General features: G+C 70.7%; 24 protein-coding genes and 2 pseudogenes. 15 read left to right on the forward strand and 11 right to left on the reverse strand.

Annotated elements, in window-relative coordinates; all coding sequences use genetic code 11:
- Positions 1-19: 19 nt before the first annotated feature.
- Positions 20-592 (reverse strand): annotated as a pseudogene (locus MQE23_RS43610) (alpha/beta hydrolase); the annotation flags it as partial.
- Here MQE23_RS43610 and MQE23_RS02755 point away from each other — a divergent pair.
- Positions 538-1,113, forward strand: a complete 576-nt coding sequence (locus MQE23_RS02755) for an alpha/beta hydrolase (RefSeq protein WP_279345189.1) — start codon at positions 538-540, stop codon at positions 1,111-1,113. The pseudogene MQE23_RS43610 and the gene MQE23_RS02755 overlap by 55 nt on opposite strands.
- Positions 1,114-1,152: 39 nt before the next feature.
- Here the strand turns inward: MQE23_RS02755 and MQE23_RS02760 are convergent, their stop codons facing one another.
- Positions 1,153-1,578 carry a helix-turn-helix domain-containing protein gene (locus MQE23_RS02760; protein ID WP_082319927.1) on the reverse strand — a complete coding sequence of 142 codons (426 nt, stop codon included), beginning with the start codon at positions 1,576-1,578 and terminating at the stop codon, positions 1,153-1,155.
- Between the two features lie 386 nt (positions 1,579-1,964).
- Here MQE23_RS02760 and nadC point away from each other — a divergent pair, with 386 nt between their 5' ends.
- From nadC to MQE23_RS02775, 3 genes are all read left to right on the forward strand, one after another.
- Positions 1,965-2,858 carry a carboxylating nicotinate-nucleotide diphosphorylase gene (nadC, locus tag MQE23_RS02765; protein ID WP_020273835.1) on the forward strand — a complete coding sequence of 298 codons (894 nt, stop codon included), beginning with the start codon at positions 1,965-1,967 and terminating at the stop codon, positions 2,856-2,858.
- On the forward strand, positions 2,846-3,703 hold the full coding sequence (locus MQE23_RS02770; protein ID WP_037670322.1) for a PhzF family phenazine biosynthesis isomerase: 858 nt from the start codon (positions 2,846-2,848) through the stop codon (positions 3,701-3,703). The genes nadC and MQE23_RS02770 overlap by 13 nt, the downstream gene beginning before the upstream one ends.
- Before the next feature lie 346 nt (positions 3,704-4,049).
- Entirely contained in the window at positions 4,050-4,346 is a 297-nt protein-coding gene (locus tag MQE23_RS02775) for a DUF1330 domain-containing protein (RefSeq protein ID WP_020273833.1), read from the forward strand.
- Here the strand turns inward: MQE23_RS02775 and MQE23_RS02780 are convergent.
- The 5 genes from MQE23_RS02780 to MQE23_RS02800 all read right to left on the reverse strand — a co-directional run bounded on the left by MQE23_RS02780 (position 4,274) and on the right by MQE23_RS02800 (position 7,968).
- The gene (locus tag MQE23_RS02780) at positions 4,274-5,101 is read right to left on the reverse strand and encodes a class I SAM-dependent methyltransferase (RefSeq protein ID WP_243378124.1); all 828 of its coding nucleotides are present in this window, start codon (positions 5,099-5,101) and stop codon (positions 4,274-4,276) included. The genes MQE23_RS02775 and MQE23_RS02780 overlap by 73 nt on opposite strands.
- A gap of 302 nt (positions 5,102-5,403) precedes the next feature.
- On the reverse strand, positions 5,404-5,913 hold the full coding sequence (locus MQE23_RS02785) for an NUDIX domain-containing protein (protein ID WP_243382462.1): 510 nt from the start codon (positions 5,911-5,913) through the stop codon (positions 5,404-5,406).
- Positions 5,914-6,146: 233 nt separating this feature from the next.
- Positions 6,147-7,250 carry a universal stress protein gene (locus MQE23_RS02790; RefSeq protein ID WP_342364992.1) on the reverse strand — a complete coding sequence of 368 codons (1,104 nt, stop codon included), beginning with the start codon at positions 7,248-7,250 and terminating at the stop codon, positions 6,147-6,149.
- Between the two features lie 163 nt (positions 7,251-7,413).
- On the reverse strand, positions 7,414-7,620 hold the full coding sequence (locus MQE23_RS02795; RefSeq protein WP_243378126.1) for a hypothetical protein: 207 nt from the start codon (positions 7,618-7,620) through the stop codon (positions 7,414-7,416).
- 120 nt (positions 7,621-7,740) lie between these two features.
- Positions 7,741-7,968, reverse strand: coding sequence for a hypothetical protein (locus MQE23_RS02800; protein WP_128092605.1), 228 nt, complete (start codon positions 7,966-7,968; stop codon positions 7,741-7,743).
- Between the two features lie 288 nt (positions 7,969-8,256).
- On the opposite strand from MQE23_RS02800, the pseudogene MQE23_RS02805 reads away from it, so the two are divergent.
- From MQE23_RS02805 to MQE23_RS02830, 6 genes and pseudogenes are all read left to right on the forward strand, one after another.
- Positions 8,257-8,418: pseudogene (locus MQE23_RS02805) on the forward strand (universal stress protein); the annotation flags it as partial.
- A 131-nt stretch (positions 8,419-8,549) separates the two neighbouring features.
- Positions 8,550-9,122, forward strand: a complete 573-nt coding sequence (locus tag MQE23_RS02810) for a hypothetical protein (RefSeq protein ID WP_243378127.1) — start codon at positions 8,550-8,552, stop codon at positions 9,120-9,122.
- Positions 9,119-10,723, forward strand: coding sequence for an FAD-dependent monooxygenase (locus tag MQE23_RS02815; RefSeq protein ID WP_020273826.1), 1,605 nt, complete (start codon positions 9,119-9,121; stop codon positions 10,721-10,723). The genes MQE23_RS02810 and MQE23_RS02815 overlap by 4 nt, the downstream gene beginning before the upstream one ends.
- A 178-nt stretch (positions 10,724-10,901) precedes the next feature.
- Positions 10,902-12,278, forward strand: coding sequence for an MBL fold metallo-hydrolase (locus tag MQE23_RS02820; RefSeq protein ID WP_020273825.1), 1,377 nt, complete (start codon positions 10,902-10,904; stop codon positions 12,276-12,278).
- A 33-nt stretch (positions 12,279-12,311) separates the two neighbouring features.
- On the forward strand, positions 12,312-12,674 hold the full coding sequence (locus MQE23_RS02825; RefSeq protein WP_020273824.1) for a rhodanese-like domain-containing protein: 363 nt from the start codon (positions 12,312-12,314) through the stop codon (positions 12,672-12,674).
- Entirely contained in the window at positions 12,671-13,420 is a 750-nt protein-coding gene (locus MQE23_RS02830) for a sulfite exporter TauE/SafE family protein (RefSeq protein WP_243378129.1), read from the forward strand. Before MQE23_RS02825 ends, MQE23_RS02830 begins: the two co-directional genes overlap by 4 nt.
- 39 nt (positions 13,421-13,459) lie before the next feature.
- Here MQE23_RS02830 and MQE23_RS02835 read toward each other — a convergent pair whose 3' ends face one another.
- Positions 13,460-13,741, reverse strand: a complete 282-nt coding sequence (locus MQE23_RS02835; protein ID WP_020273821.1) for a metal-sensitive transcriptional regulator — start codon at positions 13,739-13,741, stop codon at positions 13,460-13,462.
- A 76-nt stretch (positions 13,742-13,817) separates the two neighbouring features.
- Between MQE23_RS02835 and MQE23_RS02840 the strand changes: the two genes are divergently transcribed.
- The gene (locus MQE23_RS02840) at positions 13,818-14,396 is read left to right on the forward strand and encodes a rhodanese-like domain-containing protein (RefSeq protein ID WP_243378130.1); all 579 of its coding nucleotides are present in this window, start codon (positions 13,818-13,820) and stop codon (positions 14,394-14,396) included.
- 308 nt (positions 14,397-14,704) lie between these two features.
- Here MQE23_RS02840 and MQE23_RS02845 read toward each other — a convergent pair whose 3' ends face one another.
- Positions 14,705-15,757: a class I fructose-bisphosphate aldolase gene (locus MQE23_RS02845; protein WP_243378132.1), complete on the reverse strand. Its 1,053-nt coding sequence runs from the start codon at positions 15,755-15,757 to the stop codon at positions 14,705-14,707.
- Positions 15,758-16,024: 267 nt separating this feature from the next.
- On the opposite strand from MQE23_RS02845, the gene MQE23_RS02850 reads away from it, so the two are divergent.
- Positions 16,025-16,900, forward strand: a complete 876-nt coding sequence (locus MQE23_RS02850; protein WP_020273818.1) for a universal stress protein — start codon at positions 16,025-16,027, stop codon at positions 16,898-16,900.
- A gap of 4 nt (positions 16,901-16,904) precedes the next feature.
- Here MQE23_RS02850 and MQE23_RS02855 read toward each other — a convergent pair whose 3' ends face one another.
- Positions 16,905-17,930, reverse strand: a complete 1,026-nt coding sequence (locus tag MQE23_RS02855; RefSeq protein WP_243378133.1) for a 6-phosphofructokinase — start codon at positions 17,928-17,930, stop codon at positions 16,905-16,907.
- Between the two features lie 254 nt (positions 17,931-18,184).
- A complete protein-coding gene (gene ppdK / locus MQE23_RS02860; RefSeq protein ID WP_020273816.1) occupies positions 18,185-20,869 on the reverse strand; it encodes a pyruvate, phosphate dikinase in 2,685 nt (894 codons plus the stop codon).
- A gap of 940 nt (positions 20,870-21,809) precedes the next feature.
- Here ppdK and MQE23_RS02865 point away from each other — a divergent pair.
- Genes MQE23_RS02865 through MQE23_RS02875 form a run of 3 tightly spaced genes read left to right on the forward strand, consistent with a single transcriptional unit; the run spans position 21,810 to position 23,806 of the window.
- The gene (locus tag MQE23_RS02865) at positions 21,810-22,526 is read left to right on the forward strand and encodes a GNAT family N-acetyltransferase (RefSeq protein ID WP_243378134.1); all 717 of its coding nucleotides are present in this window, start codon (positions 21,810-21,812) and stop codon (positions 22,524-22,526) included.
- A gap of 38 nt (positions 22,527-22,564) precedes the next feature.
- On the forward strand, positions 22,565-23,296 hold the full coding sequence (locus tag MQE23_RS02870; RefSeq protein ID WP_243378135.1) for a CBS domain-containing protein: 732 nt from the start codon (positions 22,565-22,567) through the stop codon (positions 23,294-23,296).
- A gap of 15 nt (positions 23,297-23,311) precedes the next feature.
- Positions 23,312-23,806, forward strand: coding sequence for a flavodoxin domain-containing protein (locus tag MQE23_RS02875; protein ID WP_243378136.1), 495 nt, complete (start codon positions 23,312-23,314; stop codon positions 23,804-23,806).
- Positions 23,807-23,819: the final 13 nt, after the last annotated feature.

The raw sequence follows: 23,819 nt of genomic DNA on the forward strand, positions 1-23,819 counted from the left end.
GCTCCTTCAGGCGGGCCAGGAACGCCTTCCCGGCCCGACGCCCATTGGCGGTACGGGTGAAGAAGAGGAACTGCTTCGGGTCCTGAAGGGTGAGCAGCCCCCGAACGGTGTCGAGATGGGACAACCGGGTCACGTCCTTAATGCCCTCGCCCCCCGCCGGACCGGTACCCGTGAGGATCAGCTTGCGGACGAGGTCCGGATCGGTCTGCGCGATCACCTGGGCGATCATGCCGCCCATCGAGAAGCCGTGGAGATCGACGTACTCGAGCCCGAGTGCCCGGATGAACATGACGGCGTCCTTCGCCATCGCCTGGATGGTGCGCGGCGTCGAACCGCTGGAAGCACCGACACCCCTGTTGTCGAAGGTGACGACATGACGCTTGGCGGCGATGCCGTCGACGACCCGGGGGTCCCAGTTGTCGAGAACCGCGGCGAGGTGGGTGAGGAAGACCACCGGGACGCCGGACCGGGGACCAAGCTCGCGGTAGCCGGGAACTCGGCCCTGAGGACGGCGTACCGCTGATCCTCCTGATTCACCTGGCCGGGGTCCTGGACAACTGGGACCCGCGCGTCGTCGACGGACTCGCCGCACGACGCCGGGTCATCGCCTTCGACAACCGCGGGGTGGGCGGATCGAGCGGCTCCACGCCGGACACGATCGAGGTGATGGCCCGCGACGCGGTGCTGTTCATCCGAGCCCTCGGGTTCGACCAGGTCGATCTGCTCGGCCTGTCGATGGGCGGCTTCATCGCACAGGTCATCGCGGAACAAGAACCTCACCTCATCCGCAAGGTCATCCTGGCGGGCACAGGCCCCGCCGGGGGCACCGGCATCGACAAGGTCCCGGCGCTCACCCTCCAGGCCACGCTCAAGGGCGCCCTGACACGCCAGGATCCCAAGCTCTCCCTCTTCTTCACCGAAACCGAGGGCGGTCGGCGGGCCGGACGGGCCTTCCTGGAACGGCTGAAGGAGCGCACGCACCACCGCGACAAGGGTCGAATATCGAAGCACTGTCGCAGGCTGGACACCACCGCTTTGAAATCCGAAGCAGAAGGATTGGCGGAGGTTTCGCGCCTGCCCCCGGCGCTCGGCCGAGCCACGGCAACCTCGTGACCCGGCGGTCCCGCCCCGCCTCCGATCCGAGGCGGGGCGTCAGTCCGCGGAGCCCCTCTCCGGCGCCCCGTCGCCCACGGTGTCCGGATGTGAGACGCGGCTGGCGGACTGGTCGTCGATGTGGTCCGCCCCTTGCGGGTCGATCGTGGCCGCCCAGCGTTCCGCCCAGCGGGCGAGGGGGTTCAGGGCGTGGCGCGCCTCCTGTCCCAGCGGGGTGAGCTCGTAGCGGCTGTCCGGTAGTTGGTGAATCACCTGGGCATCCAGCAGTTCGGTCAGGCGCTGCCGCATCACGCTGGAGGACATGTCGTCGCACCGCTTCTGCAAGGGGCGGAATCCAAGCGGACCCGCGCGAAGCTCCCACAGGATGCGCAGACTCCACCGCCGCCCGAACAGATCGAGTGCGGCCATGAGGGGGCGGCCGGTGGTCGAGCCGCGAACAGGACTGCCAGGTCTGGGTGTTGCCATGTCGGGATGTCCAGCTCTCCAGGGTTGATGCTTCGAATTCCGACACGCTAGCATCGGTGACCGCTTCGGAAATCGAAACGGAGGAGCTGTTGTGGCACCTGCCCTGACGACCTGGGTGAGGGGCGTTCCTGAAAGCCCGGGTCGACGGAGGCGAGACCGGCCGGGAGGACCGGTACATGCGCAAGGTGCCCCGAGTTCGACGTCGGCGCCGAGTCGCACGGACGGCTCACCCGGAACCCGTTCGTGGCGGGGGGACGGGTGACCGGCACGCGGGAGATCGAGTACAGGATCCACCAGGTCCTGCAAATCGGCCCAGCGGAACTTCAGTGCTGCCTCGTCAGCGGTTGCCGCCACCAAGCCAACGTCCACTCAGAGCTGGAGACCAGATGACCACGACCGAGTTTCCCTCGGCGGCAGCACGGGCCGCCGCCGCTGCCGCCCTGGCCGAGGACGCGTCAGGGAAGGACATCACCACCGAGTGGAGCGTTCCCGAGGACCTGGCGGCCACGGCCGAGATCCGCACCCGGCAAAGCGGCATCGCCGCCGGCCTCCCCGTGGTCGCCGAGGTCTTCGCGCAGGTCGACCCCGAGGTCAAGGTCGAGCCGGCCGTCGCCGACGGCGCCCGACTGGCCGACGGCCAAGTCCTGGTGCACCTGTCCGGTTCGGCGCGCAGCCTGATCACCGGGGAGCGTACGGCGCTGAACTTCCTGCAGCGCATGTGCGGCATCGCGACGCTGACCGGCCGCTACGTCCAAGCTGTGGCAGGGACCAGGGCGCGCATCCTGGACACGCGCAAGACGGCGCCGGGCCTGCGCGCCCTGGACAAGTACGCGGTCACCGCCGGCGGCGGCCACAACCACCGCCTCGATCTCGCGGCGATGGTCCTGCTCAAGGAGAACCACATCGCCGCGGCGGGCGCGGTGACCGCCGCGATCGAGGCGGTCAGGCGCGGGATGGCGCGCACCGGGCAGACCGTGGAGAGCGATGTCGAGGTGCAGACCGTCACCCAGGCCGTCGAGGCCCTCGACGCCGGAGCCCGCTGGATCATGCTCGACAACATGCCGGTGGCCGACATCGAGCAGGTCGTGAAGGTCCGGGCCGGGCGGGCCGACGCTTCCCGGATCCTGCTGGAGGCCTCGGGCACCATCCGCCTGGACACAGTTCCCGCCATCGCCGGGACGGGCGTCGACCTCATCTCGGTCGGGGCGTTGACGCACAGCGCGCCCGCACTGGACCTGACCATGCTGCTGACCACCGGCCCGGTGCCATGTCCGAGGTAGCGGTCGTCCTCGCGTGTCAGCGAGACGGCGCGGGTGGCAGCCCGACCGCCGTTCTGGATGATGCGCCGTTCACCGACGAGGAGCGATGCCGCATTCCCACGGCGTTGGGAACATCGCACGCCGTCTTCCTCCGCGCGACCGGAATCGAGCGTCGTCAGCCCGCGTACACAGTGCGGTTCTTCACAGCCCAGGGCGAACTGCCCGCCTGCGGCCACGGCACCGTCGCCGCCCTCGCCGTGCTCGCCGAACGGGAAGGCGGCGACCACGACTACCGCGCCGCCCTGCGTACGGCCCACCGCAGCTTCGACGGTCGGGCAAGCCGAAACGATGACGGCCTGACGGCGTCGTTCGACCCGGGCCCGGTCACCCTGCGTAGCGCCGGTGGACCCGAACTGAGGGCAGTCGCAGGCGGCCTCGGACTGACGGAGGACGCGGTCGTCGGCGACGCCTGCGTGGCGTCGAACGGGCGGCCGAGGCTTCTGCTGCCCATCCGATCCCGCGCCGCACTGGCCGAACTCACGCCGGAATCAACCCTGTTACGCGCAGCCTGTGACCGCTACGGTCTGCTGGGCTGCTACGCCTACTCGCCCCCGGACCGACACGGCCGAGCAGCAGCCCGGATGTTCGCCCCGTCGATCGGCGTCCCCGAGGACATCGCCAACGCCAACAGCACGGCCTGCCTGGCAGCGCATGCTGCCGAGTTCGGCACACACCGCCTCGCTGTCGACATGGGTGACCACCTCGGCAGCCCGTCCACCATCACAGCGACCGTCCACCGCGACCGCACGGGACACCGGATCCGAGTCGGCGGCCAGGCAGCGATCGTGCGCAGGGTCATGCGATGAGGCCCGCGCGCTCAAGGCGAGGGTGCCGGTGCCCAGCAGGTCCAACTGCTCCGGTGAGAGCCCGGCCAGTTCTGGCGGCATCTGTGGCAGGGGCTCAGGGTTGATGGCCGATCACGCCGTACTGGTGCGACTCCTCCCTACTTGTCGGCTCATCTTCGTTCCAGTTCAGGCCGCCGCCCTTCCGGCGAGGCCGGTCATCGACTCGCCCGGCTCCGACCGCAGCCCCAGCCGGTTGATCGAAGCCGTCCGACTTCGACGCCGTCTCCGTCGGCTCGCTGACCTACAGCGCGCCGGCCATGGATCTGAGCAAGCTTCTGAGCATCAATTCCGAACACAGGAGGTAACTGTGGCCAAGGGCTACTGGGTCAGCGTCTACCCCACCATCACAGACCCTGAGAGGCTTGCTGCCTACAACGAACTGGCCGGTCTGGCCGTCAAGGCCGCAGGCGGGCGGGTGCTCGCCAGCATCGGCAGCCGGGTCGTCGCACACGAAGCCGGAATCGCCGAGCGCGTTGTCCTGATCGAGTTCGACAGCTTCGAACAGGCGGTCGCCGCATACGAGAGTGCGGCCTACCAGAAGGCGCTGGCCGAACTCCCCGACGGCTTCGAGCGCGACTTCCGCATCATCGAAGGCCTCGACTGACGATCGAGGCTGCGTCGGCGACGAACACCAAGCCGACTGCCGGGATCACCCCGGCTCGTCCGCGCGCCGCACCGTCGCGAACAGCGCCAGGCCAGTGGCATCGGCAGTGATGTCCAGTCCGGCGACGGTTCCCGGCGGCGCGGCGGCGCGAACGTCGGCCTCGATGTCGGCGGGGTGCGTTCGACGAGGTTCCAGCGGCCGATGTGGGTCATCAGGGCGGCGTACGGGTTCGGGGTCGCGATGTTGGAGAAGTAGAACGTGCCTCCGGGGCGGCACAGGCGGGACAGGGTGGTGCGGATCAGGGCTCGGGCGAAGCGTTCGAGGTAGTCGAAGAGGCCTCCGGCCAGGACCAGATCGAAGGGGCCGTGGTCGGCAGCCAGGTGGGCGGCGGTGCGCAGGACGTTGCCGGGGGCCGCGGCGGTCTGGACGCGGGTCGCGGGCGGCAGGTGTGTGAGGGCGTGCTGGAGGGCGTCGGGGTCGACGTCGTTGAGGACCAGGCGGTCGGCGGGGTGCAGGAGAGCCGGGTCGACCCGGCGCAGGTCGGCGGCGCCTCCGGACGCGATCAGCAGGATGCGGCGGCCGGTGGCGCGCGGGGGCCGTGCTCGGGACGTCCGCCGGGTCGCTCCCGAGTGCGGACTCGATGAGCGCGGCCTGGTGGGCGATCTTGTTGCGGTGCTGGTCGGTGATGGGAGCGTGCAGGAGGTAGTCGTCGAAGTGGTGGCCCCAGGTGCCGGGCACGCCTCCGGGCTGAGCACGCAGGATGTACTCGATGATCTCGAAGTCGCCGGCCGGGCCGCGAGCCTGCTCACGGCTCAGCTGGACCATACCGCCGGCGTCGGCGAACATCTCGGCCAGCGGTGCCATGGCCGCCGTGACGGTGTCCTGACGGGCCGTGGCGAGCGCGGCGGGGAGTCGGCGAGGGCGAAGTCGTCGAAGTAGCAGTGTTCGGTCGCGCGGTCTGCGCCGGCGATCGCCGGGAGTTCGGCCATGGCGATCAGCCGCTCTCACAAGGCGCGTTGGCCGCAAGCAGGCATCCCAGCCCGAGAGGCGGGAGAGGTCAGGACTGCGCGCTCCGGAACGCGAGATACCGGCTGAAAGCTTCGTGGCTGTCGGGGGTGAAGCGCCACTCCAGCAAAGCCGAGCCGAGTTCCGGCTCGGTCAGCCAGCCATGCCAGGCGACCTCATCGGGATCGGGGACCACGGCGTCCGGCACCACGGCTTCGTGCACGCCAAGCCAGTGAGGGCTCAAACCGCTGCGGTTGATGAACGTGAACAGCAGGCGCGGCAGCGCACGAATGCCCAGCTCTTCGGCCAGTTCCCGCGCGGCGGCCTGTTCATAGGACTCGCCGACATTTGCGGCGCCACCGACCTCGACCTCATAGAGTCCGGAGAAGCGCGACATCTGCTCCGACCGCCGGTGGACGAGGATCCGGCCACGATCATCACGACACACCGTCACGGCGACCCGATGCAGCCAACCCTCCCGGATGGCCTCCCGACGGCTGACCACCCCCAGCACGTGATCTTGACCGTCGACACGCTCCACCAATTCATCCACGACGCACACCCTGGCAGAGCCCACCGACAACGCCGCTTCTCGGCGACCCGCGGAGGCTGGCCCCCAAGCGCCTGCACCAGGAGGCCGCACGCGGATGACGACAGTTGTCCTGCAAATACGACACCTATCGTGCTCAGCCTCACCGGAGGGCATCAGTATCAGCGGACAGGCGGTCGATGTGGCGCCAGGGTGAACCCGGAGGGCAAAGAGGAAACGGCCACCTCACGCTCGACGGCATCGGCCTACCGTTGGGTAGCAGTCGCCGCGGTCCGAACAGGCGTCATAGTGGCGGTATGGGCCCGCGATTGTGGCTGCACAACGCGCACACCCACCGGTGGACCGTTGTCTGCGCGAACGAGGGAACGCTGAGCGGCTGACACTCGGCCTCTGTGGCAGCGGGCGTCTCCTGCTTCCGCTGTCGACGACGAACTTGTCGAACAGCACCAGTCGTGCGGCACCAGCGCGACCGGGCAGGGCATGTGGTGGATCAGAGCGTGCGCGACCGGCCCGGCGTGCGGGCCGACCACGGCACGGCGCCTGCGGCTGCCCACGACGAGCAGCCCCGCACCGGCGGCTGCCCGGACGAGGACGTGCGTCGGCCATCCCTCGTGAAGCTCTTCCTTCACAACGGCGGTGGGGTACTTCTCGCGCCATGGTGCGAGCAGCTCCGCCAGCTCGTGCTCTGCCTCCGCCCTGCGCCGGGCACGCGCCTCGGCGTCGGCAAAGCCGTGGGAGAAGGGCACCCGCCAGGCGTGTACCGCGCGCAGCTGTGCACGGCGCAGCTCGGCGGCGTGGAAGGCGAAGTCCAGGACTTCGTCGGACGGTTCGTCGACGTCGACGGCTACCGCCACATCGCGGCAAGGCGGGCGGAACGAGGGCTTCCCCTCGGCTGCCGGCAGGTGCTCCGTCTCGGCCGTCTCATCCGCCCGTACCAGGACGACAGGATGCTCCAGACGGGCGACGGTGGCCATGGCAACCGACCCGGACACGAATCCGCCCAGGACACTGGGGCCTTGGCTGCCGATGACGAGAAGGTCGGCACTCTCGGACTCGGCGAGCAGAGTGGAGACAGGTGGCATGCACACCTGTTCCGCGGTGATGGACAGCTGCGGGTAACGCTCGACCAGCCGGTCGAGGGCGCTGTGCAGCACATGGTGGGCGTGATATTGCGGGGCCCTCAGCTCCGGCAGCACCACGTCGGGGGCGACACTCGCCGGCAGACCGCCCTCCCAGGCGTGCACGAGCCGGAGCGGCAGTCCTCGGCGAAGCGCTTCCCTGGCCGCCCAATCGGACGCTGCGAAACCCTCGGGAGAACCGTCCACACCGGCGACAACCGACTTGGCCATGACCGGCACCTCCTGGTCATCTCGTGCGTGGGGACGAGGGGTTGTTCCATGCCCTGCACGCCCGGAAGCCGTGTCGCTTCCCATATCCAGGGTGACGCCGCCACGGGCACGGGCGCAGGGGTCGACAGGTCCTGCTTTTGGACCGTCCGGCCCATCCTGGGTGTCAGGGAACAGCTGTTTCTCCCCAGAACTGGATGCCGAGGACCTCCGGCAGCACGGCGTGTGCCTTGGTCGTTCCCTCCTCCTCCTCGAAGAGATGGAGCCGGAGCGGCCTTGCGCTCGTAGCGCCGGTGCAGGCGGCGGCGCCCACAAAGCCACGCCACCGTCCGATGCCGGGACCGGCCGGGGTGAGGTGGAACTCGCCGCGCATCAGGTCGTCGAAGACGACGGCGATGGTGCCGTTCCGCTCCGTCCAGCGGACCTGCGCCGGCTGCCTGGCCGCTCCACTGTCGCCCGCGACGCCTGAGGTCAGCCGGGCGGTGACCTCGTGTCACTGCGCTGTCTGGGCGTGCACGGTGCGCATCGTGGACTCGTAGGTGGCTAGTCCCGCGCCGACCGCGGTCAGTGGCACACCGACGACGAGGATGAGCATCAGGAAGCGCTGGAACCAGGATTCGAACCAGTCGGACCGACGCCTCAGCGGGTTCGACCCCGCCGCCACGTGGTGCTTGCAGGGCGGCGGCGGACCCGATGGGTACGGCGAACCTCGCGCGCTCATGAGCCGACCTCCGGCAGGTCGCTGTTCCGTTCTCCACCACTGGTCCCACCATCGAACGGCGACGGTCTTGGTCACAGGGCCGAAGGTCCCGGCGTGACCGGACTTCCGTCCCCGCCGACGGCCCCGGAACGAGCCGCTCGGCCCGCATGCGCGGTGGCGGGTGTCGGGGCGATCCTCGAAGGAGAGAGCACACCACGGTCGGCGTGCCATGAGGTTTTGACCGTTCGCCCTTCAGCTCGTTGACCGCCCGCCATATCTCCAGCTTCTTCCGGGACGGAGGCCGCCGCCATGCCACAAGTCGTCGCCGTGGGCCTCGACGGCTCACCGGAAAGTCTCGCCGCGGCCCGCTGGGCCGCCGACGACGCCGAGAACGCCCTGCTCCAGGCGGCCTCGGAGTCCGAGATGCTCGTGCCCGGCTCCCGTGGACTGGAACCCGCCGAGAGCTCCTTCCCCTCGTGCAGACGGCCGTCCATCACGGACGTTGCCCGGTCGCCGTCGTCCCTCATGACTGATCCCGGCCACGGCCCGGTATCTCAGGGGTCACCGGTGGCCGCGAGCGCCGGCAGAGTAAGGAGACCATCATGAGCGAACAGACGCCGCTCGCCCCCGTTGAGGCCTGGCGGGCCGTGGCGGCATGTGTCCTCTCTTCCTGGGCGCTGCTCGCCCGGCGCCGGGTCCACCTGCCGAGAGAACGGGTGGGAACGCGCATCCGCTTCGCCGACGGCACGTCGGCCCGGGTGTACCGGGAGACCCGCCTCGGCAGCGGACTGGCGCAGCATCCGTGCACGCTGGTGGTCGTTTTCCGGCTGCGCCTGGTCCACGGTCCCGGGCACGCGCTGTTCCGGGCGGAGAGCCTGCTGAACACTCCGCTTTTCGTCGGTTTCCCCGGCTTCGCCTCGAAATTGTGGCTGGCCCACGACGAGGACGGCCGATACCGCGGCCTGTACGAGTGGGACGACCCGCAGCGCGCCGAGCACTACGCCCGTTCTCTGTGGCGGGTACTGGCCCTGGTCTGTGTGCCCGGATCCATCAGCTTCACCGTGCTGCCCGGGCTGCGCCGCGACGACGTCCTCGCGGACCCCGGACTGGTCGAGGGCGCGGCGCGGGACGACGCCCCGGATTGGTGGCGCGTGACTGCCGGAACGGGGCAATGACGGTGGACATCCTGGTCGTCGGGGCCGGTCCGACCGGCCTCGCCCTGGCGCTGGAGGCCCACGACCACGGGGCACGGGTCCGAATCGTGGAGCGGCGGCCGGATCCCTTCCGGCCCTCCCGGGCCCTCATCCTGCATCCACGCACCCTGGAGGTGCTGCGCCCGCTCGGGGTCACCGACGCCGTGCTGGAACGGTCGGACACCGCCCCGGCGCCTGTTCTCCGGCTCGGCTCCCGCGCAGTCGAGTCCAGGCTGGCCGGCTTCGCACTGCCCGAGACGGCGTTCCCGCATCTGTCCCTCGTGCGGCAGACGGATGTCGAAGACGTGCTGACGCGGGCACTCGCCGAGCGCGGGGTGCGCGTGGAGCGGGGGACCGAGCTGCTCGCCGCCCGCGACGGCGGCCGGAACGCGTCGGCCGTCCTGCGATCCCCGCACGGCACGGACGAGATCCATTGCCTCTTCGTCGCGGGCTGCGACGGCCCGGCCAGTACCGTGCGTGCCTGCGCCGGTATCGGGTGGCACAGCAGGCCGTACGCCGTGGAGGTGATCCTCGCCGACCTCGACCTGGCGAGTGCCTCAAGTCATCCCGGTCCTTCCGGTGCTCAGGTGTTCGCCGGGCGCGACGGACTCGTGTTCCTCTTCCCGCTCGGAGAGCAGGCCGCCTGGCGGCTGCTGGCCACACGGGCGGCCGACGGCGGAGCCGGGCGGGACTTCGGCCAACCCGGCCCCGCCGTCCCGCAGGCCGAGCTCCAGCGGTTGCTGGACGACGCGGGGGCGCAGACGCTGATCGAGCGCCTGGCGTGGTCCGCGCGGGTGCCGCTGCGCTGCGGCCTCGCTCGGCGGTTCCGCCGGGGACGGCTCTTCCTCGCCGGGGACGCGGCACACAACTACTCACCAGCCACCGGCCAGGGCATGAACGCCGGCATCCAGGACGCGGTGAACCTCGGCTGGAAACTCGCCTTCGCGGCAGGACGTGCCGGGGTCGGGTCCCCGGTCGGGCCTGGTGACGATGCGCTGTTGGACTCCTACGAAGGGGAACGCAGGCCGGCTGCCCACCGCCGGCTCCTCCTCACGCACACGGCGTTCTGGGCGGAGGCGTCGACCGGGCGGATCCCCTCCTGGCTGCGCGGGGTGGCCGCCCCGCGCGCGGCCCCGTTCGTGCCCGCCCTGCTGGAGCGGCGTCGGCTGGTCGCCGAGGCCGTCCGTGTCGTCTCCCAGCTGCGGGTGAACTACCGGCACAGCCCCCTGTCCGTGCAGGGATCACCTCCCTTGCGGGGCGCTCCCCGCCCGGGCGACCGTCTGCCGGACGCGACCGTCAGCATCGGAGGGGACCCGCAGCGGCTGCACCAGCTGCTGGCCGGCCCGGGTGTGCACCTGCTCGTGCAGCGCGACGCCGATCCCCCGCCGCAGGCGGCGACCGGCGCCCAGGTCACCGTCCTTCGACTGGCGAACAGTCCGGGCCGAGGTCTGGTCGCGGTCCGTCCGGACGGGCATGTCGGCTTCCAGTGCGGGGCCGCCGACCCCGTCGGGCTGCTCCGCTGGCTGACGCTGGTCGGCGCGGCTCCTTCTTCCCCCCGTCCGGACGTAATCGCAGGCCACTGACGCGAGCGCGGCGTCGCCGGCTCACTCGTCGTCCACCAGTGCCGCCCTACGTGTCAACCCCCTTGGCATCGCGAGGCCACCGACGAGCGCCGCCCTTCCGAAATACCCCCTGGGGTATTTCTGTTACGGTGAAGAACAGATACCCCCCGGGGTACACCGTCCTAGAGGAGTCGTAGCCGTGTTCTTCGTCGACACCCTGGAAATCGAAGGCCTGGGCAACCGCAGCTACCTGGCCGGAGGCCCCGAGGCCGCAGTCGTGGTGGATCCCCCGCGCGACATCGATCAGGTCATCGCGGCAGCCGCCCGCCGCGGGGTACGCATCGCGTACGTGGCCGAGACCCATGTGCACAACGACTACATCACCGGCGGCCTGGAGCTGGCCCGCACGACCGGGGCCCGCTACCTGGTGCCGGCCGGGGCCTCGGTGTCCTTCGACCGCACACCCGTCGCCGACGGCGACTCGATCGCGGTGGACGAGGGTCTGCTCCTGCGCGCCATGGCCACTCCTGGCCACACGCCGCACCACACGTCCTATGTCCTGGAGGCGGACAGGAGGCCCGTGGCGGCCTTCACCGGCGGATCACTGCTGATCGGCAGCGTCGGGCGGCCGGACCTGGTGGAGCCGCGGCTGACCGAGCGGCTGGCCCGCGCCCAGCACGCCTCCGCCCATCGACTGGCCGACACCCTCGACGACGACGTGCGGGTGCTGCCCACGCACGGCTTCGGCAGCTTCTGCTCCTCTTCACAGGCCGAGGGAGACGCGACGACGATCGGCGCGGAGCGCAAGAACAACGACGCCCTCACCACGGACGTCGACACCTTCGTCGCGGAGATGCTCGCCGGCCTGGACGACGTGCCCGCGTACTACGCGCACATGGGCCCGGCCAACGCCTCCGGTCCCGCGCCCGTCGACCTCACCCCGCCGCGGTCGGCCGACGCCGAGGAGATCGCCTCCCGGCTGGCGGCCGGAGAGTGGGTGGTGGACCTGCGCAACCGCGTCGCCTTCGCCGAGGGCCACGTGGCCGGCTCGTTCAACTTCGAGGGCGACGGCAAACTGGCCACCTACCTGGCGTGGCTGATCCCCTGGGGCAAGCCCGTCACCCTGCTGGCCTCCACACCGGAGGGGATCACCGCGGCGCAGCGGGAGCTGGCCCGCGTGGGCATCGACCGTCCGGCCGCCGCCGCCACCGGAGAGGCACACACCTGGGTCCGCGAAGGCGAGCGGGTGGCGACGTTCCGTCGCGCCCGCTTCGCCGATCTCGCCGAGGCCCGCGAGAGGGGCGAGCAGGTGGTGGTGCTGGATGTGCGCCGCGCTTCCGAGCGGGCCGACGGGTTCGTCGACGGCTCGGTGCACATCCCCGTCCACGAGCTGTACGGCCGACTCGGTGAGGTGCCCGCAGGTGTGGTGTGGGTGCACTGCGCCGGCGGGATGCGCGCGGCGATCGCCGCCTCCCTGCTGGACGCCGCCGGCCGTGAGGTGGTCGCCGTCGACGACGCCTTCACCGCCGCCGGCGAAGCCGGGCTGCCCCTCACCGGGCCCGTCGCCACCGACTGACCGCATCGCACCTTCCGTACGGAGACACGCACCATGTCGCCCTTCTTCCGACGCTGCTCCGGCCGCGTCACCCCGGAGCAGGCCCACCGGCTGGTCGCCGACGGGCAGGCCGTGCTCCTCGACGTCCGCGAGACGCAGGAGTGGAACGCCGGGCACGCCCCCGGGGCGCTGCACCTGCCTCTCACTCGACTGATGGCGGGAGCCCCTCTCCCCGCCGCCGCGCGGGGCAAGCGGGTGGTGGCCATCTGCCGCTCCGGAAACCGCTCCCGTACGACCGCGGACCTGCTGTCCGCCGCCGGGCTAGAGGCCACCGACGTCACCGGAGGCATGGCCGCCTGGGCCTGGCAGGGCCTGCCGGTCACCGGTGTGAACGGCAGCGGCGGTGTCATAGCGTGAGCGAGCTGATCCTGGCCCTGATCGCCGGAGGGGTGGTGGGGCTGGCGCTCGGCGCGCTCGGTGGCGGCGGCAGCGTCCTGGCGGTGCCCGCGCTGATCTATCTGCTCGGTTTCACCCCGGCGGCGGCCACCACGACCGCCCTGCTCATCGTCGTCGCCACCTCGCTGACCGCCCTGTACGGCCACGCCCGCGCCGGGAACGTGCGGTGGCGGACCGGTGCCTTGTTCGCGGCGGCAGGGCTGCTGCCCGCCGCCGTGGCCGGAGCCCTGGCAGGGCATCTGCCGCAGTCGCTGCTGACCGCCGCGTTCGCCGCCGTCGCCGCAGTCGCGGCCGTCCGTATGCTGCGCCCCGCCCGGGACCTTTCCGCAGGGCCCCAGGGCACACGGCCGACCCGGGCCGCCGGAGCCGGCGCGGGGCTGGGGGCACTGACCGGGCTGCTCGGCGTCGGCGGAGGCTTTCTGGCTGTCCCCGCCCTGATCACGGTGCTGGCGTTCGAGATGCAGGCCGCGATCGGCACGAGCCTGCTGGTCATCTCCGCGAACTCCCTCGCCTCCCTGGCCACCCGGGGCGCCACGACGGCGAGCGTCGACTGGGCGGTGATCGCACCGTTCACCGGGGCCGCGATCCTGGGCGCCTGGGACGGCAAGCGGCTGGCCACCAAGGTCTCCGGCACCCTGCTGCAACGCGCGTTCGCCGTCGTGCTGCTGGCAGTGGCCGCGTTCATGCTTGTCGACGCCCTGACATGAACGGGCTACCGGGGCAGGCCCGGACCGGTGCGCCTGGCGTCAGGCGAGCGACAGGAAGAGCTTCTCCAGCCGCGCCCGCATCTCCTCACGATCCTCGGAGGCCGCCATGGCCCCGTCGGTCAGGCACTGCTGGAGGCCGGTGGCGATGATCGCGAAGCCCGCCTTGTCCAGCGCCCGGGACGCCGCCGCGAGCTGGGTGACCACGTCCTCGCAGTCACGCCCCTCCTCGATCATCTTGATCACGCCGGCGATCTGGCCCTGCGCCCGGCGCAACCTGTTGACCACAGTCCTCAGTTCCTCAGCCGCCATCGCCAGTTCCACAGCCCACACTCCTTCGCGGATACCCCCATGGGTATCCTACCGAAGGGGTGACGCACAGAGAGCAAAGGAAATTCCCGTGGCACGCACCGCCCTCACCGCCGACCAGGCCAGCGCCCGCCTTCACGAGCTGACCGTCATCGACGTACGCACCCCCGGCGAATACGCGACCGGCCACCTGCCCGACGCCCACAACATTCCACTCGACCACCTCGATGCGGCCCTGCCTGCCCTCAGGACGGCCGCCGAGCGCGGCGACCTCCTGGTCGTGTGCGCCTCGGGCGCCCGCTCCGCAGAAGCCTGCCGGCGACTGGCCGAGGCTGGCATCACAGCCGCCACCCTCACCGGAGGCACCAGCACCTGGACCCAGCTCGGCCACGACGTCCACCGCCCCGCCGGCGTCCGCGCACCCTGGCCGATGGAACGGCAGGTCCGCCTGGCCGCCGGGTCCCTCGTCCTGTCGGGCCTCCTCGCCGGACGGCTCCACCCGGGGGCGCGGTGGATCTCCGCAGGTGTCGCCGGTGGCTTGGTCTTCTCCGCGGTCACCGACACCTGCGGCATGGCCCGCCTGCTCGCCAAGCTCCCGTACAACCGGCCCAAGGCGACCGACCTCGATTCCACTCTCACTGCGCTGAGCGGCGGACGTCCCTCGGTCTGAGCCGCGCCAGCGGGTGAGGCTTCGGACACGACGTTGCCCGGCGGTCGAACATGCACGGGCGGTGGTGCCCGACGTCGTTGTGAGTCATGCCGTGGTCACTGTCGAGCCCTTGACTGCTCTGGAGGCGCGCGTCGTTGGTGGCGCTTCGCAGCTGGTCCGCGTGGAGCGCCACGATGCCCGCGTTACCGAATGCCTTGCACCCGTACGCGAATGTGTAGGACGCCCCCGCCGAGGGGCGCAGCGGATGCGGTCCGAGACCCTGGCCGACCCTCGGGTGCGCCTGTGCACGGCGGGGCGCCGTTTGCTGGTCAGGCCACGGTGACGTCGTCGTCGAGGTAGACGTCCTGTACGGCGTGGAGCAGCGCGATGCCCTCTGCGGTGGGACGCTGGAAGGCCTTCCTGCCGGTGATGAGGCCGGTGCCTCCTGCCCGCTTGTTGATCACGGCGGTCCGTACGGCCTGCGCGAGGTCTCCTTTGCCGGCCGACGCACCGCCGCTGTTGATGAGCCCGACGCGTCCCATGTAGCAGTTGGCCACCTGCCAGCGCGTGAGGTCGATCGGATGATCGGTGGTGAGCTTGTCGTACAGACGCTCGTCGGTCCTGCCGAAGCCCAGCGCGAGATAGCCGCCGTTGTTCTCCGGCTGCTTCTGCTTGACGATGTCGGCCTCGATCGTCACACCGAGGTGGTTGGCCTGCCCGGTGAGGTCGGCCGACACCGAGTAGTCCACGCCGTCCTTCTTGAACGCCGGGTTGCGCAGGTAGCACCACAGCACGCTGAACATGCCCAGCTGATGGGCGCGCGCGAATGCCTCGCGGGCTTCCTGCAACTGTCGGTCCGACTGCTCAGAGCCGAAGTAGACGGTGGCGCCGACACCGGCCGCGCCCAGGTCGAAACACTGCTCGACATCGCCGAACATGACCTGGTCGTCGTGGTTCGGGTAGGTCAGCAGCTCGTTGTGGTTGAGCTTGACGATGAACGGGATCCGGTGCGCATAGCGCCGTGACACGGCACCGAGCACACCGAGCGTGCTCGCGACCGCGTTGCAGCCGCCCTCGACGGCAAGTTCGACAACGTTCCCGGGGTCGAGATAACGGGGGTTCGCGGCAAAGGCGGACGCCGCCGAGTGTTCGATGCCCTGGTCGACCGGCAAGATCGACAGGTGTCCTGTTCCCGCCAGACGGCCGTGGTCGAAAAGAGACTGCAGGTTGCGCAGGACCCGGGGGGAGCGGTCGGACACGGCCACGGCCCGCTCCACAAAGTCGGGGCCTGGAAGCACCATGTCTTCCTTGGGGATCCCGTGAGCGGTGTGGGCCAGCAGGTCATCGGCCTCATCGCCCAGCAAGCCTTGGATGTCGGTCATCGGCTCGCCCCTTCGGTCGGTCGGGAAATGCGACGTGGGACAGGTGGCACCCGGGTTCCCCCGACCACCGGGCTCATGTGACAGGGATCGCCCTCAGGCCGAGCACCACGACGGGGCAGTGACAGGCGGCCGGAGCAGAGTGTGGCTTCAGGGATCCGGCCCGGGCGCCGGAGCGGTCACGCCGTGGAACAGTGGAGGAGAGGAGTCATGGGCCCATGGCGCCGCGAAGGTTCGGGCCGGACGAAGGAGGCCAGGATGCGTCCCCCTGTGCTGGCGGGCATCGACGGGTCCGCGCGCGCAGCGGCGGCAGCCGACTGGGCGGCGCGGGAGGCCGCGCTGCGCGGCGTTCCGCTGCGACTGCTCCACGCAACTCCACAGCTTCCTGAGGCCATTGCGCCGGGCCCGGCACTGAACCGGTTGCGGGAGATGGGCGCCCAGTTGGTCCAGCGGACGGTTACGGAATTCGCCGACCGTTACCCGGACCTGGAAGTGGAGGGCGAGCATGCCGATGACTCCCCGGCCGGCGCCCTCCGCAGCGCGGCACGTGATGCCGCACTCCTCGTTGTCGGCACCCGCGGAACGGGTGGTTTCGAGGGGCTGGCGGTCGGCTCGGTGGCCCTTCGGACGGCGGCAGTGGCCTCTTGCCCCGTCGTGCTCGTCCCTCACCGTTCCGGCACCTTCGCCGATGGGGCGTCCGCGGCACGCGGCACTGGCCAGGTCGTGCTGGGGTTCAACGCGCAGCGGCCGGTCGGTGAGGTGGCCGACTTCGCTTTCTCGGCCGCCGAGGCCTGCGCGGCACCTCTGCGCGTGGTGCAGGCCTGGGCCCTTCCCGTCGAGTCCGTCTCACCCCGCATCCTGGTGGTGACCGAGGAGGATCGAGCCACCTGGGAGGATCAGGAGGTTCTGCGGCTCTCTGACGCCCTGCGTCCGTGGCAGCAAAAGTACCCGGGTGTCACGGTTGGCTCCGACGTCATGCTGCTCCACCCAGCGGAAGCACTCCTGAATGCCTCCCGGAGTGCGGGCCTGCTCGTCGTGGGGCGCCGTACCGAGCCGCAGGCGGCCGAAGGCCGACTGGGCCCGGTCGCCCACGCCGTACTGCACCACGCCCGCTGCCCGGTCGCGGTCGTACCGCACGCCGGATGACGGATCAGCCGTAGAACGCCTCGAACTCGTCGTACAGCGACGGCTCCACCACCTTGTTCTCCGCTGTGGCTTCCGCGAGGGGCACGCGGACGATTCGCGTGCTCCGCAGGGCGACCATGCAGCCGAAGTCCCCCTCCTTGACCGCGTCGATGGCGTGCAGCCCGAAGCGGGTGGCCAACCATCGGTCGAAGGGGCTCGGGGTGCCGCCGCGCTGGATGTGGCCCAGGACTGTGGTGCGGGCGTCCTTCTCGGTGCGTGCGGAGATCTCCTGGGCCAGCCATTCACCGATGCCGGACAGCCGCACATGACCGAACTCGTCCAGAGACTGGTCCTTGACGATCATTTGCCCCTCTTTGGGGGCCGCCCCTTCGGCCACGACGACGATCGGCGCATAGTTGATCTGGAACCGGCGTTTCACCTGCTCACACACCTGCTCGATGTCGAACGGCCGCTCCGGGATGAGGATCACGTTGGCGCCGCCGGCGATGCCGGCGTGCAGGGCGATCCAGCCGGAATGCCGTCCCATCACCTCCACCACAAGGGCGCGCATGTGTGACTCGGCGGTGGTGTGAAGGCGGTCGATGGCCTCCGTCGCGATACCGACGGCGGTGTCGAAGCCGAAGGTGTAGTCGGTACCCGAAACGTCATTGTCGATGGTCTTCGGCACGCCGACCAGATTGATCCCCTGTCGGCTGAGCTCCGTGGCCGCCCCCAGCGTGTCCTCCCCGCCGATCACGACAAGCGCGTCCACATCATGCGCCGCGAGCGTGTCCCGCACTCGTCGCAGCCCCTCCTCGTGCTTGAACGGGTTCGTGCGGGAGGACCCGAGGATTGTCCCGCCGCGGGGAAGGATTCCCCGAACGCTGGAGATATCGAGTGGAACGACGTCGTTCTTGAGCAATCCGAGCCAGCCGTCCCGCACACCAACGAAATCGAATGAGTATTCCTGGACGCCTTTGCGGACGACGGCGCGGATCACGGCGTTGAGGCCGGGACAATCACCGCCACCGGTCAGTACTCCGACCTTCATGGGTCTTCTCCCATCCGATGCACACCCTGTCCGGTCGCGGCCCTCGTCGCGACCGGGGACGGCTGCCGGGGCACGTGGATCGCCGCCTCCCTCCAGCCTCCCCCGGTTCCGTCGGCGGTGGCCACTCGACAGGCGCAAAACCGCAGGCCCCCTGTGTGGTGAGCCGGGTGACACCGACGCGGGCATGCGGCACCCGGCCTCCCCGAGAAACGAAGTGCTTCGCGCCGACGATCAGGCGGCACGGCTGACGGACGTCACCTGCTGTCACTGCCGACGGCACCGACGAGCGCCGCCCGGCCGGCCTCCAGCCTCGCCGCGGGGATCCGGAACGGTGAGCAGGAGACGTAGTCCAGCCCGGCCCGGTGGAAGAAGTGGATGGACTCCGGATCGCCGCCGTGCTCGCCGCACACGCCCGTCTCCAGGCGGGGGTCGACCGCCCGGCCGGCCTCGACGGCGAGTTCCACGAGCCGGCCCACACCCTCCTGGTCGAGGGTCTCGAAGGGTGAGGCGGTGAAGACGCCCTTCTCGAGGTAGAGCGGGAAGAAGGATGCCTCAGCGTCGTCGCGCGACAGGCCCCAAGTCGTCTGGGTGAGGTCGTTGGTGCCGAACGAGAAGAAGTCGGCCACCTCGGCGATCCGGCCGGCGGTGAGTGCCGCACGGGGTAGCTCGATCATGGTGCCGATCGGGCAGTCCAGGGTGGTCCCCGTCTCCATCGCGACTTTCGCGAGCACTCGCTCCGCCTCCGCACGCGCCAGCCGCAGCTCCTCTACCGTCCCCACGAGCGGGATCATGATCTCAGCGCGGGGCCGACCTCCGTCGCGCAGCCGCTGGGCGACGGCCTCGGCGACCGCCCGGACCTGCATGGCAACGAGGCCGGGCACGGCGAGGCCGAGGCGTACCCCGCGCAGCCCCAGCATGGGATTCTGTTCGTGCATCCGCTCGACGGCGGTGAGGAGTTCACGGTCGTGCGGATCGGGGTGAGCGGTGGAGGCGATGCGGACGGCCAGGTCCGTGCGGTCCGGCAGGAACTCGTGCAGCGGCGGGTCGAGCAGCCGGATCGTCACCGGCAGTCCGTCCATCGCCTTGAGAATGCCGGTGAAGTCCTCGCGCTGGAGCGGCAGCAATGCGGCCAGGGCCGCCTCCCGTGCGGTGTCGTCGCGGGCCAGGATCATCGCCTCGACCAGGGCCCTGCGGTCGCCGAGGAACATGTGCTCGGTGCGGCACAGCCCGATGCCCTGGGCTCCCAGCCTTCGGGCACGTGCGGCGTCCTTGGGCGTGTCGGCGTTCGCGCGGACCTCGAGACGCCTGACGGAGTCGGCATGATCGAGGAGGCCGAGGACGGCCCGCGTCAGGGGCCCTGTCGCCGTGCCTGTCTCCAGGGGCCCGCTCACCTCGGAGGCGGTGAGCGGCACTGTGCCCAGGTACACCGTTCCGGCGGTGCCGTCGACGGAGACGGTGTCGCCCTCGCGCACCACAGCACCCGCCGGCGTGGTGAACTGCCGGGCGGCGGAGTCGATGACCAGCGCGTCGGCGCCGCAGACGCAGACCTTGCCCATGCCGCGGGCGACGACGGCGGCATGGCTGGTCTTGCCGCCCCGGCTGGTCAGGACCGCCTGTGCGGCGATCATGCCGGGCAGGTCCTCGGGGGTGGTTTCGCGGCGGACCAGGACGGTGTGCTGTCCGTCGGCAGCGCGGCGCACGGCGGCTTCCGAGTCGAACACCACGGCCCCGACCGCCGCACCGGGCGAGGCGGGCACCCCGTGGGCGAGGGGCACGTCGGAGGTGCGGGTGGCGAAGCGGGGGAACATGAGCCGGGTCAGTTCCGTGCCATCGACGCGGGCCAGAGCTTCGTCGGACGTGATCGTGCCCGCCTCGTCGAGCTCGTGCGCGATACGGAAAGCGGCCTCGGCGGTGCGCTTGCCCACCCGTGTCTGCAGAATCCACAGACGTCCTCGCTCGACCGTGAACTCGACGTCGCACAGGTCGCGGTAGTGGGCCTCCAGAGTACGCAGGTGATCGCCGAGTTGTTCGTACGCCCGGGGGTCGAGGTGCTCCAGCTCGGCCAGCGGGACGGCGTTGCGCACGCCGGCGACGACGTCCTCGCCCTGGGCGTCGGGCAGATAGTCGCCGTACATGCCACGCTCTCCGGTGGCAGGGTCGCGGGTGAAGGCGACGCCGGTGCCGGAGTCGGGGCCGAGGTTGCCGAAGACCATCGCCTGCATGTTCACCGCGGTGCCGAGGTCGTCGGGGATGTGTTCGCGGCGGCGGTAGACGCGGGCGCGTTCGCTGTTCCAGGAGCCGAAGACCGCGCGGATGGCCCGGTAGAGCTGCTCGAAGGGGTCCTGCGGGAACTCCTCTCCCGTCTCGCGGCGGATAACGCCCTTGAACTCCTCGACGACGTGGGCCAGTTCTTCCGCGTCCAAGGCGTGGTCGTCGGTCACGGACAGCACGGTCTTATGGGCTCCGACGACCCGTTCGAACAGCCCGGCGTCCACCCCCATCACGCTGTGGCCGAACATCTGGAGCAGGCGGCGGTAGGAGTCCCAGGCGAACCGCTCCCGTCCGGATGCCTTGGCAAGGCCAGCCACGGAGTCGTCGTTGAGACCGATGTCAAGAATGGTGTCCATCATCCCGGGCATCGAGAAACGCGCTCCGGAACGAACGGACACCAGCAGCGGATCGTCGGCCCGCCCGAGATCGCGCCCCATGGCACGCTCCAGGTTCGCCAGCGCATGGGCCACCTCCACGCCGAGCTCCGGCGGTTCCTGACCGGTCTCCAGATACACCCGGCACGCCTCCGTGGTGACGGTGAAGCCGGGCGGCACCGGCAGTCCGAGCCGAGTCATCTCGGCCAGGCCGGCGCCCTTGCCCCCGAGCAGGGCAGCCATCTCCCGGCCGCCCTCGGCGAACTCGTACACGTACTGGGTCGGTGTGCTCATCTCGCATCGGGTCTCTCACTCGTGCGGCACGATGGCCACGGGGCAGCCGACCTGGTGAACGACGGCGTGCCCAGGTGCGGGCCCTCCGTGCGATCGGTGACCCGGCGGCCGGCAACGAGTAAAAAGCCGGTGAAACCGCTCAACCCGCGTGAGCCCAGGGCCCGGGGTTCGCCCTGCTCGGCGGCTCTCGGCCGGCCCGGGGGCGGCCGGGCCCTCGATCAGTTCGTCGTCCAGGCGCCCGTCGGGGCGCATGGCGTGGGTGCGGTCCGCAGCCTCCCGGAGGGTGCGCCGCGCCGACCGGCGCTCGGCGGTGTTCACGGCCTCGCCGTTCCGTCATGGGTGCCCGTGCTCGGCGCGCACCAGCATGAGGGGGCTCTGGCGGTGCTGCGCCTCGCGGCCGCCCGTTGCGCGGCGCCCAGGCTCTCCGCGACTCCGGCGATGGCAGGCGCAACCATGACGCGCACCTCCTGAGCTCGATGTGCTCCTCGCTGTCATGCTTCACGGGCCGAGGCCGGGCGCCGTGCAGGGGCCGCAATGTCCTCGCGGAGGGCCGACCGGCCCATACGCCAAGTCTCGATCGACACGGTTACTCCCGCATGCGGGCGGTACAACCCGCCGGTGAGGGCTTACGGCCATGGAACGGCGGCCGGGGTGGCTCCTCCTCCAGAGCCCGTGGAGAGTGCCTGCGACGGGGGCCCGCCCCGCCTCATCGGACTGTGGGAGGGCGCCCGTCTGACCGTGGTCGTGGACTCGGCGCGGGCGCTGCGCGCCATCGATGTCCGCGCCCCTTGGCGGGCGCCGTGGAGACGGAACTGGGCGAGCCGCTGCCGTGAGGGGCCTACCTGGGACCGTCGGACCCTCCACATGTCCGTCCGGCCCATCGGCTCGCGGCCTTCCGAGAGCAAGACTGAAAGTGCGGACCGGCGACGAAAGGCATGCCATGAGCGTCACCCCGGCATCCGGCGAACGGGTGCACGCCCTTCTCACCGACGGCACGACGGTGTGCGTACGGCCCGCGCGGCCGGACGACCAGAAGGCCCTCCGGTTGCACTCGGAGATGTCGGACGCGAGCCTGCGGCTGCGCTTCTTCTCCGTCAGCCGACGCTCCGGCGAGCAGGCCGCCGCGAGGGTCGCCCAGCCAGAGGACTCCGGCTACCGGGCGCTGGTCGCCGAGCGCGGTGGCCGGATCATCCGCATCGCCGAGTACCAGATCGATGTCGGCAAAACGGCCGGCAGCGCCGAGATCTCGCTCGCTGTGGGGAACAAACGCCATCACCGCGGAGTAGGCACACTGCTGCTGGAGCACCTGATCTCCGCTGCCCGCGCTCACGGCGTCAGGACGTTCACCGCGGGCGCGCTCACCGACAACCACGAGGTGCTCAAGGTCTTCGCCGACCTGGGCCTGCGCGCGGAACGGCGCTTCGACGGGCCTGCGGTGCACTGCGTGATCCCTCTGGGCGGCACCGGTCCGGTCGTTCTCCCAGGTCTTGAGCAGTTGCTGCTGCGACTGTCCCGGATGGCGAGCGACCTGCCGCAGCTGGCGGAGGTGGACTTCAATCCGGTCCTCGCCCGGCCCGAGCACGTCACCGCTCTCGACGCGCGGATCCGGCTGCTGCCGCGCCGCGCCCAAGACCCCTATCTGCGCCAGCTCCGCTGAACCGCGGGCCTGCGCACCGCCGAAGGAGGCGGAACACGATGAAGCACAGCAAGGTCGGCGCACTGATGACGGCCGACGTCGTGCGCGCCGAGTACGGCACGCCGTTCAAGGAGGTGGCCCGGCGGCTCGCCGAGCACCGGATCAGTGGTCTGCCAGTGGTGGACGACGACGAAAAGGTCCTCGGGGTGATCTCCGAGACGGACGTGATGGCCAGGCAGGCGGAGACCCGCGACCCGGCCGAGCCGCGACGGCTGCTCCGCCGGCCGCGCTGGACGCCGGGATCGCGCGCTCGCCGAGCCAAGGCACAAGCGCGGACCGCCGGACAGCTCATGTCCCGTCCGGCCATCACGGTCCACAGCGACGCGACCGTGGTCGAGGCGGCCCGCGTCATGGCACAGCACCGCGTCGAACGGCTGCCGGTCGTCGACGACGAGGAGCGGCTCGTCGGCATCGTCACCCGCCGCGATCTGCTCGAGGTGTTCCTGCGCCCCGACGCGGAGATCCGGGAGGCGATCAGGAACGAGGTACTGGGGCGGGCCCTGTGGCTGCCGCCCGATGCCGTCGACGTGGACGTCCACGAGGGCGTCGTCACGCTCACCGGACAGCTGGAGCGGCGTGTGGAAACCACCTCGGCAGTGGAGATGTGCCGCCGGATGGACGGTGTGGTCGCGGTCGTCGACCACCTCACCTACCGTTTCGACGACTCCGGGCTGTCGCCCGAGAAGCCGACCCTGCACGGGCTCCCCTACTACTGGCAGCGCAAGCCGTGAGGAGGCCTGGCAATCATGAAGGAAAAGGTTCTGGTGGCCTACGGTTCCACCAACGGATCGACGGCCGAGATCGCCGACTACGTCGGTGAGGTCCTGGCCGAGGAAGGGCTGGCCGTGGACGTGCGGCCCGCCTCGGACGTCACCGACCTCGCGTCGTACGGCGCGGTCGTCCTCGGCGGCGGACTCTACGGGGGCCGCTGGCATCGCGACACCCGGCGCTTCGCACGGCGGCACCGCAAGGCCCTGGCCGAGCTGCCGGTGTGGCTGTTCAGCAGCGGGCCCCTTGACCCCTCGGCGTCCGAGCGGGACATCCCCCCGGCACCCGGAGTGCAGCGGGTGATGAACCGCATCGGCCCGCGGGGTCACCTCACCTTCGGGGGACGGCTGGAGGGTGACGTCAAAGGGCGCATCGCCCGGATGATCGTCAACTCCGGCGACTATCGCGACTTCGAGCAGATCGGCACCTGGGCAACCACGGTGGCCCGGGACCTGGCGGTGCCCGAGGGCTGACCGCTCCTGGTAC

Origin of the sequence: Streptomyces sp. HP-A2021, from assembly GCF_022807935.1 — a bacterium.
In the GTDB taxonomy this organism is placed as follows: Bacteria; Actinomycetota; Actinomycetes; order Streptomycetales; family Streptomycetaceae; genus Streptomyces; species Streptomyces afghaniensis.